Here is a 13,707-nt window from a genome sequence, read left to right as displayed (position 1 = left end):
TGGAAATGACAGATCAACCTTTATTTCAGGAAAAACAGTACCTAGGTCGGGACATGACTTGGATTAGTGTTCGATTGATCCTTGCCCTGTTCTGTTTCGTAGCTTATTATATCAATTGGGAACACCTGATTTCCCGCCAACTTTTCTTCATTGTCGGCGTTTTGATCTTATTGGTCTCGATTATTATGCTTTATATGATCAGTTATCGGACAAAAGTCACCGATACGCATGTGATCTTAAGTGGTCTTTGGACCACCAGTTTGGTGAAGATTGATTTAAATTCCATCACCAAGGTGGAAAAAAAGAAGTACTCCAACTTCTTCTTTAATAACCCGGTTTACAATTTGCATAAGAATGGTAAGATTCGTTTTTATTCAGGAGGCAAAGAAGCCATTTGGTTAACCGACAAAGATGGATTGGTCTATGTGATTGGTTCTCAGCATCCTGACCAGTTTTTTCAAGCTTTGCAATTGGCAAAAGGCAAAAAGTAAAAATTTGTTAATTGAGATTTCCTTGACAATTTTCCCCGCTAAGCATTCAAATATTTATTAAATTTGATAAAAAGCATTAAAAAAGAATGACACTTATCTATTTCATTATATCCGTAGTTGTATTTTATTACCTGTTCAAATTTGGTATGCGCCTGTTGCTGCCTTTCTTCATGAAGAAGGTGGCTGAGAAGATCATGAATGGTCAACAAGGGCAATACGCCAATGAAGGTCCACAACAGGGACGTTATCAAGATCCATTTTCCCAGTTCAAGCGTGAGTCTCGTCAGGATGGTAAAGTAAGGGTAGAATATACCCCGGAAAAATCCAAAAAGGGCAAAGGCACGGAAACAGCTGGTGAGTTTATTGATTTTGAAGAAGTAAAATAAGCTAAGCCCATCTAAAAAGCCTATATTTGCTTTGCTATGTGGCTAAAGCACCTTTCAGTCTTAAACTTTAAGAACTATACAGAGTCTACCTTAGATTTTTTACCCGAAACCAACGCCTTTACAGGACAGAATGGCTCCGGAAAAACAAATCTATTGGATGCGATCCATTACCTTTCACTCTGCAAATCTTTCTTCAATCCCATTGATTCCCAGCATATTAAAAAGGGGGAAGATTGGTTTATGGTGCAGGGCGAATTCGATCGTGAACTACTCTGTGATGTGGTTTCCTGTAGCATCAAAAAAAACCAGAAGAAGCAATTCAAGAAGAACAAGAAAGAATATAGCCGACTTGCCGATCATATTGGACAATTTCCGTTGGTGATGATCTCTCCGAATGATACCTCCATCATTATCGATGGTAGTGAGGAAAGAAGGAAATTCGTTGATAATGTAATCTCCCAAACGGATAACCAATACCTGGATATCCTGATTTCCTACAACCGCATATTGCTGCAACGCAACACCGTTCTGAAGAACATCAAGGATACCGGTGTTTTTGATGTGGGACTTTTGGAGGTGCTGAACCTACAATTGGTCGAATCGGGTGAACGGATCTTTAAAAGAAGACAACAGTTCATGGCTGAATTTCTACCAGAATTCCGTCGGTATTACCAGTTCTTATCCGATGATGCGGAACAAGTGGAGCTTATCTATGAATCACCGCTTATGGGGCAGGATTTTCTGCAGCTATTGGAGACAAGCTTAGATAAAGATAGGCAATTGGAAAGAACCAGCATTGGTATACATAAAGATGATCTGCTGTTCAGTATCCACGAGGGGATGCCCTTGAAGAAGTTTGGTTCCCAAGGTCAACAAAAATCCTTTTTGATTGCTTTGAAACTCGCCCAATACTCTTTTCTGAAAGATAAAAAACAGTTTAAACCATTGCTTTTATTGGATGATATCTTCGATAAATTGGACGAAAACCGCACCAAGAAATTGATGCAGTTGGTGTCGGAAGATGAGTTTGGACAGATTTTTCTTACAGATACGGATGCGGATAGAATAAACAGAATTTTTGAAGAAATAGGTAAACCTATTCGTATCTTTGATATACAAGGAGGTCAAGTAAATGCTGAAGTACAATAAAGACGATGCTTTTCGAAGAAGCGATGATATCACCATCAAACAGGCGGTAGAGAAGCTTCTGGATGTCTATCGTCTTCGCAGGAAATTTGACGAAACCTCCATTGTGGCTGCCTGGCCAGAATTGATCGGACAAGCGATCGCCAACCGAACCCAACAGATCTATATCCGGGATAAAAAGTTATTTGTTCGTGTAGAATCGGCTGTCATCAAGAATGAGTTGGCGATGATGCGTAGGCAGATCATCGGCCGTGTGAATGAGTATGTGGGGCAGGTGGTCATTGAGGAATTTGTAATTCTGTAGTTTACCTTAGTTCTTTTCAGTTTACCTTAGTTCTTTTCTTTTTTATCGATGAAATATTACCTATCAGCCGTGCTGGGTTTTTTGATCTGGGGAACCTTTGCCCTCGTTCTTAAACCGCTCGGTGCCTATGCCGCCCTGGATATTCTGATCCACCGCGTTTTGTTCGCCTCCGTTTCCATTGTCATTGCTTGTTTCCTGTTCAGACGCAAGCAGACCCTGGCAAGTATACAGTACCTCCGAAATCTTCCAAAAAAACAATTAAAGAATCTGCTGATCAATGTGATTGGAAGTGCCATTTTATTGGCCTTGAACTGGTTCCTCTTTATCTATGTAATGAATACCGTTTCGGTCAATGCCACCTCACTGGCCTACTTGATCTGTCCGATCTTAACGACCGTCTTGGCCAGTATCTTCCTTAAGGAACACCTAAACAAAGGTCAATGGTTTGCCGTGGCGCTGAGTGTGGTCAGTTGTATCCTCATGGCCTATGGCCATTTTATCGACCTCTTCTATAGTTTTGTAATTGCGCTTTCTTATGCGGCCTATCTTGTGCTGCAGAAGAATTCCTTTCAACTGGATAAGTTCGTCACCCTGACCATACATATTTTGGTCAGTACGCTCTTATTGCTGCCTATACTGGGGATGATCGACACCTCTGTACCAAAAACCGATGATTTCTATCTTTTGATTATGGTCATTGCCATTGGATATACCATTATCCCATTGTTCTTGAATATCTACGCCTTAAAAGGCTTGGATAGCTCTGTAGTGGGCATCCTGCTTTATCTTAATCCCATCATTTCCTTTTTCTTGGCGATCCTTTATTACAAGGAATCCATTACCCTATTCCAGATCATTGCGTTTAGCCTTACCTTCTTGGCCATCATCTTATTTAATGTTTCCTATATTTATGAAAGAAGGAAAACAAAAAGAATAGCCAATATATGAAAGCATTTAAGGAACAACTCTTTCAATTATTTGAGGTCGATGAACTGCAGGCAGAACATATCCTCAGCCTTTTCAAAAGGGAGGAGCTGGCAAAAGGAGACCTGTTCTTAGCAGTTGGAAAATCAGCAGATCGCTTAAGTTTTATAGAGTCAGGCTATTGTCGAGTGGTGAAATGGACAGAAGAAAAGGAAGTAACCCAATGGATAGGCTCTCCAGGTTATTTCATGACGGATCTATCGTCCTTCTTTTTTAATCAACCAGCACTGGGAACCATTGAAGCGTTGAGTCCGATGGGCATCTGGACTTTAACAAAAACCGATTACCAGAGCTTGGAAAAGCAGTTCCCTGAATGGAATCTGTTGGAAAAGCGTTTTTTGGCGAAGTGTTTCATGCAGATCGAATCCCGTGTATTTGATTTTATTGGCTTATCTGCAGAGGAGCGATATCTGAAATATTTCCATCAACATAAAGCCCTGTTTAATCAGGTTCCCCTGCAATACATTGCCTCGGTTTTGGGGATGAGCCCAGAGACATTAAGCAGGATCAGGAATAAGTTGGCTATTTCTTGATAAATGTCAAGTGCTTTCGGAATACCTCAGGCTACCTTTGGTATATGAAAACAGCGATAGAAACAACGATAAACATTCAAGCTCCAATCTCACTCGTTTGGAACATCTTATCTGACTTTGAAAAGTATCCTACCTGGAGCCCAACCATCAAGGAATTTAAAGGAATACCAAAGGAAGGTTCTCGAACTAAGGTAGTATTATCACAACCGGGAGGAGGCAAAATAACCATGAATCCCATCTTTTTAGCGATCAAATCCAACCAAGAACTACGTTGGAAAGGTAGTTTGCTGATAAAGGGAATCTTTGATGGTGAACATTATTTCCTGTTAAGGGAAACTAAAGATGGAACTACCGAGCTGGTACAAGGGGAGAAATTCTCCGGAATATTAGTGCCCTTCCTCCAGAAAATGATCCATGGAAATACAAAAAAGGGTTTTGAACTCTTTAATCAAGCGATAAAAGATCGGGCAGAGGCTTCAAATTATAAATATTGATCCAAGTCTCCTTTTCCTTCACGAATAACCTCAAAATCCCCGGAAGTAAGATCCACAATGGTAGAAGCCACGTTATCACCATAACCACCATCGATCACCAAATCTACCTTATCCTGGTATTTTTCATAGATCAATTCAGGGTCGGTAGAGTACTCAATGATTTCATCCTCATCGTGGATGGATGTCGTCACAATGGGATGCCCCAATTGCTTCACGATCTCCCGAACGATGTTATTGTCAGGGACACGAATACCTACAGTTTTCTTTTTCGAACTCAACAGCTTCGGAACTTGAGAGCTCGCATTAAAAATAAAGGTAAATGGACCAGGCAAAGCCTTTTTCAATACCCTGAACACAGCTGTATCAAACGGCTTGGTATATTGCGAGATATCCGTCAGGTCATAACAGATAAAAGAGAGATTTGCTTTGTCAGGTTTTAATCCACGCAGGGCATAGACCTTTTCAATAGCCTTCTGATTGCTGATATCACACCCCATACCATAGACGGTATCCGTCGGGTAGATGATCACTCCACCTTTTTTCAAAACCTCTACGGCTTCTTCTATTACCTTCGGATTAGGGTTATCGTTGTATATCTTCAACAGCATGCTTTTCTCTTTTAGGGTTATGGATGTTAAATCCGCTATATGATAAACAAAAACCGTCAAAAGAAGTTTCTGACGGTTTTAATTATATTTTTAATGATCTTAGAATTCAGCGTTCTTAGGCGTCCTTGGGAAAGGTATCACGTCCCGAATGTTGGTCATGCCGGTAGTGAACAACACCAAACGTTCAAATCCTACACCGAAACCAGAATGCGGCACCGATCCAAAACGACGGGTATCCAAGAACCACTCCATTTCTTCCGTAGGAATACCTACTTCATTCATCCTGGTGATCAATTTCTCCAGGTTTTCCTCTCGCTGAGAACCACCAACCATTTCTCCGATTCCAGGGAACAGGATATCCATCGCACGAACGGTTTGTCTACCTTGCGCATCAACAGGGTTCTGTTTCATATAGAAAGACTTGATCTCTCTTGGATAATCAGTTAAGATAACCGGTTTTTTGAAATGTTTTTCTACCAGATAACGTTCGTGCTCCGATTGCAGGTCAGCACCCCAACCTTCGATCAGGTATTTGAACTGTTTCTTCTGGTTAGGCTTGCTCTTCATCAGGATGTCGATCGCTTCTGTATAAGTCAAACGAACAAAATCATTCTCCACAACAAAGTTTAATTTCTCTACCAGATCCAACTCAGAACGATCTGCCTGCGGTTTAGATTTCTCTTCCTCCAAAAGACGAGCTCTCAAGAATTCGATCTCCTCCGGACAGGTATCCAAGGCATATCTGATCACATATTTCAATAGATCTTCCGCCAACTGCATGTTGTCTTCCAATTCATAGAAAGCCATTTCCGGTTCGATCATCCAGAACTCCGCCAAGTGACGGGTAGTGTTAGAATTCTCTGCACGGAAGGTTGGTCCGAAGGTATAGATATTTCCAAAAGCCAAAGCAGCTAATTCGCCTTCCAATTGGCCGGAAACCGTTAAGTTGGTTGATTTGCCGAAAAAGTCTTCTTTAAAATCGATGTCCCCTTGCTCTGTACGAGGTAGGTTGTTCAGATCCAAAGTCGTTACGCGGAACATCTCTCCAGCGCCTTCAGCATCCGATCCTGTAATGATAGGCGTATGCATATAAACGAAATCTCTTTCTTGAAAGAATTTATTGACAGCAAATGCCAATGCGTTTCTCACTTTGAAGATCGCGTTGAAAGTTCCGGTACGGAAACGAAGGTGTGCAATTTCACGAAGGAATTCAAGACTGTGTTTTTTAGGTTGCAATGGGAATTTCTCTGCATCCGAATCACCAATAATGCTGATGTCCGTCGCTTTCACTTCCACACGTTGTCCTTTACCTTGGGATTCCACCAAAGTCCCTTTTACACGAACAGCGGCACCAGTAGTGATTCTTCTCAGGATATCATCTGGGGTGTTCTCAAAATCGATTACAGCTTGGATATTATTGATGGAAGAACCGTCATTGATCGCCACAAATTGATTGTTACGAAAGGTGCGAACCCATCCCTTAACAATTACTTCTTTTCCAAACTCTTCTGATTTTAATAATTCTTTTATTCGTGTATGTTCCATTTTTATGAAAATATGATTATTTCTGCGGTTTAAGCTTACAAAAATAGCAATTAATAGGATTTTACCCAACCTTTTTCCAACACCTCTTTGGCATGGTAGGTTAGGATAGAGGTTGCGCCAGCACGTTTAAAACTCAATAAGGTTTCCAAGATCACCTGCTCACTTAACCAACCATTAGCAATGGCTGCTTTTAACATCGCATATTCTCCGGAAACATTATAGGCAGCGATCGGAAGATCAAAATTATCATGCAATAACTTGATCACATCCAGATAAGGTAATCCCGGTTTGACCATTAGAAAGTCCGCACCTTCTTCCATATCCAATTGTGCTTCGATCAAGGCTTCCTTGCTGTTGGCTGGATTCATCTGATAGGTCTTTTTATCACCTTTTTTAGGTGCAGAACCTAGGGCATCCCTAAAAGGACCATAATAAGCAGAAGCATATTTCGCGGTATAGGACATCAAGGATACATTGGTAAAACCATTTTCATCCAATACCTCACGCAAGTAGCCGATACGACCATCCATCATATCCGATGGAGCAATGATATCCGCACCTGATTCCGCATGTGCCAAAGCCATTTTACCCAATACTTCTAGGGTTTCATCGTTCAGGATCTCACCGTTCTCCACAATACCATCGTGGCCATCCGAACTATAGGGATCCATGGCAACGTCGGTTACCACACAAGCTTCCGGGAAGTTCTTCTTTACTTCCTCGATGGCCCGAAGGTACAAGGTACCTTTGCGGTAGCTTTCCGTAGCATATTTATCTTTTAAAGACTCTTCTACAGCCGGGAAAAGGTCAAATGCTTTTAACCCAAGCTTCATGCAGCTTTCCACTTCGCGTAAAAGGTTATCCACCGAATACCGGTAAATGCCCGGCATGGAGGATACTTCTACTTTCTGGTTTTCGCCATCAACAATAAATAATGGGAATATAAGATTCTGTGCATGTAGGTGGTTCTCTTGAACCATATCGCGTATTACAGCCGATTTCCTGTTTCTTCTAGGACGATGTAACATGATGTGTTGTTTATTAATAATCTAATCCGAAAATTGCTTCCGCCAAACCTATTTCATCTGGGGTAAATGGAAGCGTGTATTTTAAGCCCAATTTCTCGATAGCAGCTGCGGTAGAATGACCGATACAGATGATCTTCTGATCCGGATCTGCCAAGTTTTCGCGGAAATAGGCTTCCACATTGCTAGGGCTAGTGAAAATCATCACCTCCGCATTGGTCTTGTTCACCTCTTCTTCAATGACAGTTTCATAGATTGGCATATCGATCACCTTGGTTTCTGGAGTCAAGGCCTTTTGGATGGTCATGTACGATCCTTCAGCGCGAGGGATCAATACCGTCTGTCCATCCACCAATTTCGCAAATTCCTTCGCGATATCTTCGGTTTCAATACCTAAGTTATCACCAGAGAAGTCTGCAATGCGGTTGTACTTTCTCAATGTATCCTCAGATCCTCTGCCCAAAACGGCAATCTTGGTTTTTTTCAAAATCCAAGGCTCCAATTTAAAGAAATGTTCAATCGCATTCTTGCTGTTGAAGAAAATCCAATCAGCGCGTTTAAGGATAAAAGAATCCAATTTATTGATGGTTGGGAAAATACGGATCAACGATCGGTCATCGATCTGGATCTCGTGTTTTTTAAGGAACCTTCCTAAATAGGAGTTTTCTGCCAGATCGCGGGTGATGAATACCGAAGATGGAAGTTTTCTATCCTTGCTGTATTTGGCAAAGATCTTTTCCGCCATCCCTTCGGTGCTTTCTGCCTGCAGGAACACGCGGTCTGGAAAGTCCTCATTCGTATCTGCAATGGAGGTCCAAGATTGGTACATGCCATCTTTTTTACGGCAATAAGAACCTAGTGGAGCGTGACAACCGGCATCGAACATGTTCAATACCTTGCGTTCTACCGCAATAGTCTCCGCCACTTCCTTATTGTGGATTCCCTGAAGAATATCAAATAATTCGGTATCGGATTCGCGGATCTGAATCGCCAGAACACCTTGAGCAGGAGCAGGGATCAATTCCACCGGAGGGATCTCTTCCAGGTGGAAATCCGAAAGATCCATATTAATCCGGGCAATCCCGGCTTTTGCCAACATAATGGCATCATATTTTTCATCCCTTAATTTCTGAACCCTAGTTTGCAGGTTTCCACGAAGGTCATCGAATTCTAGGTCTGGTCTTAAGGAAAGTAATTGTGCTTTTCTACGGTTGGAAGATGTACCAATGGTGGCATTGTGCTTTAGGGATAGGCGTTTGCTGATATCCACACAATCCTTATGTACAATCAGTAGTTCTGCAGGGTCTTCCCGTTCCGAAACGGCTGCAATAATTAACCCTGGAGGGTTTACGGTAGGTAAATCTTTGTGAGAATGCACCGCGAGGTCAATACCTCCGGACAACAGTTCCTCTTCCAATTCTTTGGTAAAGAAACCTTTGCCTTCTAATTTATCCAATCGGAGATGTTGGATGATATCTCCTTGTGTTTTGATGATTTTTAACTCGGCCTGTACCCCAATGTCAGCCAATCGATCCTTGACAAAGTTTGCTTGCCATAAGGCCAATTCACTGCCCCGGGTACCGATGATAAGTTTTCTGTTCACGTTCAAAGATTTACATATGAATAATTCGCTGGCAAAGTTAAGGAAATAGCCAATCAATTCTGCCTTTTTATTGTCAGAATGCGAATATTTAAAATAGCGTTAAGGAATTAGTTGCTCTCAGATTCCGCAGATTTCACGAGAATCTCTTTTGCCATCACCATGGGAACTTTGATGTATTTCTTTTCCATGTAGTTGATGACTTTGTTGAGCACTTCGCGGGCCTGAGGATCAAGCTGTTCCATTTCATTGGCGAAAACCTCGGTCATGGCCAATTCACGAATCGCTTTGATTTGCTCTGGAACTTCTTTCATCGCAACTTCTACACGACGTTGCTTTAAGATCGGAAGGAATTCTTTGATATTTTGGTCGATGATCTTCTCGGCACTCTCCAATTCCGCATAGCGCTCTTGAATGTTCTTCTCCGCAATCTGTTGCAAACTGCTCACCTCAATGTATTGGATCGGGTGTTTTGCAATGATTTCCGCATCGATATCATTCGGAATTGCCAAATCGATAATCACTTTTTTATCATCTTCACCATTCAATAGGGATTGATAAAGGTCTTCATGGATGATCGCCTCAGGAGCTCCTGTACAGGTAATCATCAAATCGAACCCTTTCTTGTAATTTTTCAATTCCGATAGCGGGTAAACAGGCGCGTTCAATTCTTCTGCAAGTGCTGCAGCGTTTTCCACGGTTCTGTTGAAGATGGTAAAATTGCTGTATTTATGTTTCTTCAGGTATTTGGCCAAGTTTTGGTTGGTTTCGCCCGAACCAATAACCAATATCCTAGGGTTGTCGTTTAATTTTACTTCACGAAGCTTACGGTAAGCCAAAGAAACCACGGAGATGGGGTTGCGTGAAATATTGGTGAAGGTATAGACCTCTTTTGCTGTTTTAACCAGGCGGTCCATCATCAAGCGTAAGAAATCGCCAGTGAAGCCTGCTGCTTTACAACGATCGTAAGCACGGCGGATCTGGGCAAGGATTTCTTTTTCTCCGACCACTAAACTCTCCATGGAGCAGGAGGTACGGAAAAGATGTTGAAGGGCATCTTGACCAGTATATCTGTTCACTTGGCTTAGGTAACATTGCATGCGCTCAGCCGGTACACAGAAATTCATCTTGTCAAGAAATTGAACTACAAAATCATCGTTCAATTCATGCGGACCATAAAACACGAATTCCACCCGGTTACAAGTACCGATGTAGAATATTTCAGGGATGTCTAAACTGTTCTTAAGGTTAATAAGGCGATTATCCAACTCCTCATTGCATATAACCAAATTCCCAAGATCTTTTAGATCGACATGTTTATGGGTAAACGCTATAACTTTTAAATTCTTCAAAGCTTAATCTTCCGCCAATAATTTTGTACTGCAAATGTAGATTAAAACCTTTGGGATATTGTCAAAAATCTGTCAATACAATGAATTTAGAACGATTATAAATAATGTTAAAAAAATGTTAAAATGTTATTTTAGAGGGTGTTATAGAAGTATTTGGAAAATAATTGTGATGACAATCATAATTTATAACGGGGAAAAGTCACCATTATTGTAGGGGTTTTAAGGAGAAAAAATCGGGATGAGTGATAATATTCATAAGGTTTTCTCATATTTGACAAAAAATAAAGATATGAATCGCTTAAACAAACCAATGGCTATTATCGGATTTATTGTTGTGTTTTTATCCGCAATTTTCTGTCCTTTCTTGAAAACACCCTTACAGGCGAACTGGAACTTATTTCAGGTGGATATGGGGCTGTATATGATCACTAATGGGTTGTTGGGATTGGCTGTGCTGTTGTTTTTTATCCGGAAGTTACGAGCATTTCGGATAGTGGGTTTGGTGTTAGTGGGCTGGTTGGTATTGGCAATGGGCTTGGTTTATTTCCAGATTCATAATTATTTTGGTTGGAAGTTTATTGATAATATTTTGGTGAAGACATTGCATATGAAATGGGGCTGGGCGGTGATAATCGTAGGCGCGTTGATTATTGTTTTTTCCGTAGGAAAAGGATCGGTAGGAAAAGGAAACCCAATCGCAGAGCAAGAAGATTAATGATTTTGTCATCCTGAGTGTAGCCTCCATGTCATCCTGAGCGGAGTCGAAGGATCTGTTCGTATACCACCGTAAAGATGCTTCGACTACGCTCAGCATGACATGACTACGCTCAGCAGGCCATGACTCTACCCAACACCACATTCCCCCCACCTTATCTCCTCCCTGGCCTATGCGAAATAAAATGATCCTTCAACTTATCCAATCCAATATTCTCCTCCACCTTATCCAACTCAAATAACCAAGCCTTTTCCGGCAAAACCTCCGACTGCTCCTTCGAATTAATCAAATCCAACGGTTTCACCTTCACTGTTTTCTCAATTGCCGATTTTCCCTCATGGCTTCTCCGAGAAGTCCGCACAATCTGAAATTCCATCGTCGGCCATTTATTGATCGCCGAAAAATTACCCGTATAAATCTGATTATACTCCCTTGCAGGAATAATATTCGCAAAAATCCCAGTTCGTTTATTTCCCGAAACCTCCTCCACCGCTACCAACAGCTCAAAAGAAGTCTCATTGACCAAGAAAAACTTCACCAATCCATCCTTCTGCTCACCAGTAAGCGCCAAATAAATCCCTTTGTCAATAAATTTAGCATTCAGATTCACCTGAACAGGTTCATCATCCTCGGCCATCCGCATATTTCCATGCACCAAAGTAATCTTATTCAGCAATACCGGAATCTCAAATCCTGTATCATCCGTTACTCCCACCATCTCATTCCCTAAAAAAGAGGTGATATGTCCTTCTATGGGCTCTTCTACAAATCGTACTAAATCGCCTATTTTATAATTCATCGTAAACTTTCTATTATTTCTATCAATCGATGTACATCTTCCTTGTCATTATATAGATGCAATCCTATTCGTATTCCTGTTCCTCGCGGGAAACATTTAACTCCACTCTGTAATAAATTTGGATATAAGGTCGGGTCGATCTGTATATTGATCAAGGAAGATCTGTTCGCTCTTTTGCAGATATCCAACAAAAATCCCCTTTCATCCAACAACTCATAAGCCTCATTCCGCACTTCTTCCAAATGTGCGCCAACTTCCCTCAAATCCATTCTTTCCAAAAACTTTAGCGAATGCTGCAAGGTCCCATGTGCCAACGTATCCTGGTGTCCCGGTTCAAAGAACGTTCCTAACAAGGATTTGGTATGCCACATGGCAGCCTTCGGTCGTGGAATATCCTTCAGCATCCCATTTAGAAAATCAGCTAATCCATCACTCAGCGTAATAAAGCCATTACCAAAACCCGACAACAACCATTTATAACCCGAACAGGCTAGCGCATCTATCCCCGAAGCTTTAAAATCGAAAGGCTCCGTGCCCAAGTATTGCGTAGCATCGGCGATGATCCACATCTCCGGAAAGGTCTTCTTGAGTTGCTTAATAAAACCCAGATCAATTTTTAATCCCGAAATATACTGAACCACACTAAAGACAAAAACATTAGGCCGCTGCGTTTCGATAGCCTCCAGAATCCTTTCCTCCACATTTATGCTGACCGGAACTTCCTGAAAGCTTAATCTCCTATTGATCAAGGGATATTGCAGGGAGGGGTATTCATCCGCTAAAACCAAAAATTCAAAATCAGTGGGCAAGCGTTCTATCAGGGTGTTATAACCAAAGGAAAAATTCGGCGTTAGGAAGGTGTTTTCGCTATTCGTATTGAATAAGGTAGATATGCTGGCTTTTACTTCCGAAAGGAAATCCGCCTGCTTATCCCGTAGGTCTGTATGGATATCAAAAAACGTTTCATCCCAATTTCTTCGCCACGCAAGTGTTTCCTTAGGAATCAATCCGTTTCCGGGTGTATTGACATATAAAATCTGCTCAGAGAGGTTAAAGTGTTCTTTGAAATCCATAGGGCTTTATATCTTGATGAGCTAAATCTAGCAAATATTTCTCTTGGCTGATTAATTCTGCCCCCATTCTTTGCAGATGTTGCGATGGTACCTGGCAATCGATCATCGACAAACCAAAATCTTGTGCAAGATGGACCAAGGCGACTTTGGAAGCATCGGAAACTCTGGAGAACATACTTTCTCCACAGAAAACCCGGCCTACCTGAACACCATATAATCCCCCAACCAACTTATTATCCTGCCAAACCTCTATACTATGTGCATATCCGGCCTTGTGCAGATTAATATAGGCTTGTTGCATGTCATCAACGATCCAAGTGCCCTGTTGATCTTTTCGATCCACCGTTGCACAGGCTTGAATTACCTCTGCAAAAGCTGTATCTACTGTGATTCGGAATTTGCCGGATCTTACTGTTTTCTGAAGGCTTTTTGAGATTTTTATCTTTTCAGGATAGAGCACAAATCTTTCAAAAGGCGCATACCATAATATGGGGGTGTCCTCATCATACCATGGGAAAATTCCATATTCATAAGCCAACAATAACCGATCGATGCTTAAATCGCCGCCAACGGCCAATAATCCATCTTCGTCTGCTAATGAAGGGTGAGGAAAACTGATTTGTTTTTCATCCAATCTGTAGATCATGCCTTT

At 41.4% G+C, this 13,707-nt stretch carries 16 protein-coding genes; 8 read left to right on the top strand and 8 right to left on the bottom strand.

Translation table 11 applies throughout. The annotated features are described in order from the left end of the window. Window positions 1-5 precede the first annotated feature (5 nt). The 7 genes from E3D81_RS03025 to E3D81_RS02995 all read left to right on the top strand — a co-directional run bounded on the left by E3D81_RS03025 (window position 6) and on the right by E3D81_RS02995 (window position 4,338). Window positions 6-491, top strand: a complete 486-nt coding sequence (locus E3D81_RS03025; RefSeq protein WP_099367075.1) for a hypothetical protein — start codon at window positions 6-8, stop codon at window positions 489-491. A gap of 86 nt (window positions 492-577) precedes the next feature. Further along, complete coding sequence (locus E3D81_RS03020; protein WP_099367076.1) at window positions 578-877, top strand: DUF4834 family protein; 300 nt, start codon at window positions 578-580, stop codon at window positions 875-877. 36 nt (window positions 878-913) lie between these two features. Further along, window positions 914-2,026 carry a DNA replication/repair protein RecF gene (gene recF / locus E3D81_RS03015; protein ID WP_134776345.1) on the top strand — a complete coding sequence of 371 codons (1,113 nt, stop codon included), beginning with the start codon at window positions 914-916 and terminating at the stop codon, window positions 2,024-2,026. Beyond that, the gene (locus tag E3D81_RS03010) at window positions 2,010-2,327 is read left to right on the top strand and encodes a DUF721 domain-containing protein (protein ID WP_134776344.1); all 318 of its coding nucleotides are present in this window, start codon (window positions 2,010-2,012) and stop codon (window positions 2,325-2,327) included. Before recF ends, E3D81_RS03010 begins: the two co-directional genes overlap by 17 nt. A gap of 48 nt (window positions 2,328-2,375) precedes the next feature. Continuing rightward, entirely contained in the window at window positions 2,376-3,275 is a 900-nt protein-coding gene (locus tag E3D81_RS03005) for an EamA family transporter (protein WP_134776343.1), read from the top strand. Beyond that, a complete protein-coding gene (locus tag E3D81_RS03000; protein WP_134776342.1) occupies window positions 3,272-3,844 on the top strand; it encodes a Crp/Fnr family transcriptional regulator in 573 nt (190 codons plus the stop codon). The genes E3D81_RS03005 and E3D81_RS03000 overlap by 4 nt, the downstream gene beginning before the upstream one ends. A 44-nt stretch (window positions 3,845-3,888) precedes the next feature. Then, window positions 3,889-4,338: an SRPBCC domain-containing protein gene (locus tag E3D81_RS02995; protein WP_134776341.1), complete on the top strand. Its 450-nt coding sequence runs from the start codon at window positions 3,889-3,891 to the stop codon at window positions 4,336-4,338. On the opposite strand, the gene E3D81_RS02990 is transcribed toward E3D81_RS02995, so the two are convergent. From E3D81_RS02990 to hemA, 5 genes are all read right to left on the bottom strand, one after another. Continuing rightward, complete coding sequence (locus tag E3D81_RS02990; protein ID WP_134776340.1) at window positions 4,326-4,946, bottom strand: L-threonylcarbamoyladenylate synthase; 621 nt, start codon at window positions 4,944-4,946, stop codon at window positions 4,326-4,328. The genes E3D81_RS02995 and E3D81_RS02990 overlap by 13 nt on opposite strands. Window positions 4,947-5,045: 99 nt before the next feature. Next, window positions 5,046-6,491, bottom strand: coding sequence for an asparagine--tRNA ligase (gene asnS / locus E3D81_RS02985; protein ID WP_134776339.1), 1,446 nt, complete (start codon window positions 6,489-6,491; stop codon window positions 5,046-5,048). A 50-nt stretch (window positions 6,492-6,541) separates the two neighbouring features. Further along, window positions 6,542-7,519 (bottom strand): porphobilinogen synthase, encoded by a 978-nt coding sequence (gene hemB / locus E3D81_RS02980; protein WP_099367084.1) that lies wholly within the window; start codon window positions 7,517-7,519, stop codon window positions 6,542-6,544. Window positions 7,520-7,532: 13 nt separating this feature from the next. Continuing rightward, entirely contained in the window at window positions 7,533-9,119 is a 1,587-nt protein-coding gene (gene hemC / locus E3D81_RS02975) for a hydroxymethylbilane synthase (protein ID WP_099367091.1), read from the bottom strand. Window positions 9,120-9,226: 107 nt separating this feature from the next. Continuing rightward, complete coding sequence (gene hemA, locus E3D81_RS02970; RefSeq protein ID WP_134776338.1) at window positions 9,227-10,468, bottom strand: glutamyl-tRNA reductase; 1,242 nt, start codon at window positions 10,466-10,468, stop codon at window positions 9,227-9,229. A gap of 289 nt (window positions 10,469-10,757) precedes the next feature. Between hemA and E3D81_RS02965 the strand changes: the two genes are divergently transcribed. Beyond that, on the top strand, window positions 10,758-11,183 hold the full coding sequence (locus tag E3D81_RS02965) for a hypothetical protein (RefSeq protein ID WP_134776337.1): 426 nt from the start codon (window positions 10,758-10,760) through the stop codon (window positions 11,181-11,183). 154 nt (window positions 11,184-11,337) lie between these two features. On the opposite strand, the gene E3D81_RS02960 is transcribed toward E3D81_RS02965, so the two are convergent. The 3 genes from E3D81_RS02960 to aat are packed head-to-tail and all read right to left on the bottom strand — an operon-like array spanning window position 11,338 to window position 13,701. Continuing rightward, window positions 11,338-11,982, bottom strand: a complete 645-nt coding sequence (locus tag E3D81_RS02960) for a hypothetical protein (RefSeq protein WP_134776336.1) — start codon at window positions 11,980-11,982, stop codon at window positions 11,338-11,340. Then, window positions 11,979-13,055, bottom strand: coding sequence for an aminotransferase class V-fold PLP-dependent enzyme (locus tag E3D81_RS02955; protein ID WP_134776335.1), 1,077 nt, complete (start codon window positions 13,053-13,055; stop codon window positions 11,979-11,981). Before E3D81_RS02955 ends, E3D81_RS02960 begins: the two co-directional genes overlap by 4 nt. Beyond that, window positions 13,033-13,701, bottom strand: a complete 669-nt coding sequence (gene aat, locus E3D81_RS02950; RefSeq protein WP_134776334.1) for a leucyl/phenylalanyl-tRNA--protein transferase — start codon at window positions 13,699-13,701, stop codon at window positions 13,033-13,035. Before aat ends, E3D81_RS02955 begins: the two co-directional genes overlap by 23 nt. Window positions 13,702-13,707: the final 6 nt, after the last annotated feature.

This window comes from Sphingobacterium sp. CZ-2, assembly GCF_004526235.1.
GTDB classification, from domain to species: domain Bacteria; phylum Bacteroidota; class Bacteroidia; order Sphingobacteriales; family Sphingobacteriaceae; genus Sphingobacterium; species Sphingobacterium tenebrionis.
Note: the sequence above shows the minus strand (reverse complement) of the source record. Positions and strands in the feature narration are given on the sequence as shown.

What these genes read in the sequence shown, in the direction of transcription:
- E3D81_RS02995 (WP_134776341.1), top strand. Translation starts at nt 3,889, where the DNA reads ATGAAAACAGCGATAGAAACAACGATAAACATTCAAGCTCCAATCTCA.
- E3D81_RS02955 (WP_134776335.1), bottom strand. Translation starts at nt 13,055, where the DNA reads ATGGATTTCAAAGAACACTTTAACCTCTCTGAGCAGATTTTATATGTC.
- hemB (WP_099367084.1), bottom strand. Translation starts at nt 7,519, where the DNA reads ATGTTACATCGTCCTAGAAGAAACAGGAAATCGGCTGTAATACGCGAT.
- E3D81_RS03020 (WP_099367076.1), top strand. Translation starts at nt 578, where the DNA reads ATGACACTTATCTATTTCATTATATCCGTAGTTGTATTTTATTACCTG.
- E3D81_RS02960 (WP_134776336.1), bottom strand. Translation starts at nt 11,982, where the DNA reads ATGAATTATAAAATAGGCGATTTAGTACGATTTGTAGAAGAGCCCATA.
- E3D81_RS03005 (WP_134776343.1), top strand. Translation starts at nt 2,376, where the DNA reads ATGAAATATTACCTATCAGCCGTGCTGGGTTTTTTGATCTGGGGAACC.
- E3D81_RS02990 (WP_134776340.1), bottom strand. Translation starts at nt 4,946, where the DNA reads ATGCTGTTGAAGATATACAACGATAACCCTAATCCGAAGGTAATAGAA.
- asnS (WP_134776339.1), bottom strand. Translation starts at nt 6,491, where the DNA reads ATGGAACATACACGAATAAAAGAATTATTAAAATCAGAAGAGTTTGGA.
- E3D81_RS03025 (WP_099367075.1), top strand. Translation starts at nt 6, where the DNA reads ATGACAGATCAACCTTTATTTCAGGAAAAACAGTACCTAGGTCGGGAC.
- E3D81_RS03000 (WP_134776342.1), top strand. Translation starts at nt 3,272, where the DNA reads ATGAAAGCATTTAAGGAACAACTCTTTCAATTATTTGAGGTCGATGAA.
- E3D81_RS03010 (WP_134776344.1), top strand. Translation starts at nt 2,010, where the DNA reads ATGCTGAAGTACAATAAAGACGATGCTTTTCGAAGAAGCGATGATATC.
- aat (WP_134776334.1), bottom strand. Translation starts at nt 13,701, where the DNA reads ATGATCTACAGATTGGATGAAAAACAAATCAGTTTTCCTCACCCTTCA.
- E3D81_RS02965 (WP_134776337.1), top strand. Translation starts at nt 10,758, where the DNA reads ATGAATCGCTTAAACAAACCAATGGCTATTATCGGATTTATTGTTGTG.
- recF (WP_134776345.1), top strand. Translation starts at nt 914, where the DNA reads ATGTGGCTAAAGCACCTTTCAGTCTTAAACTTTAAGAACTATACAGAG.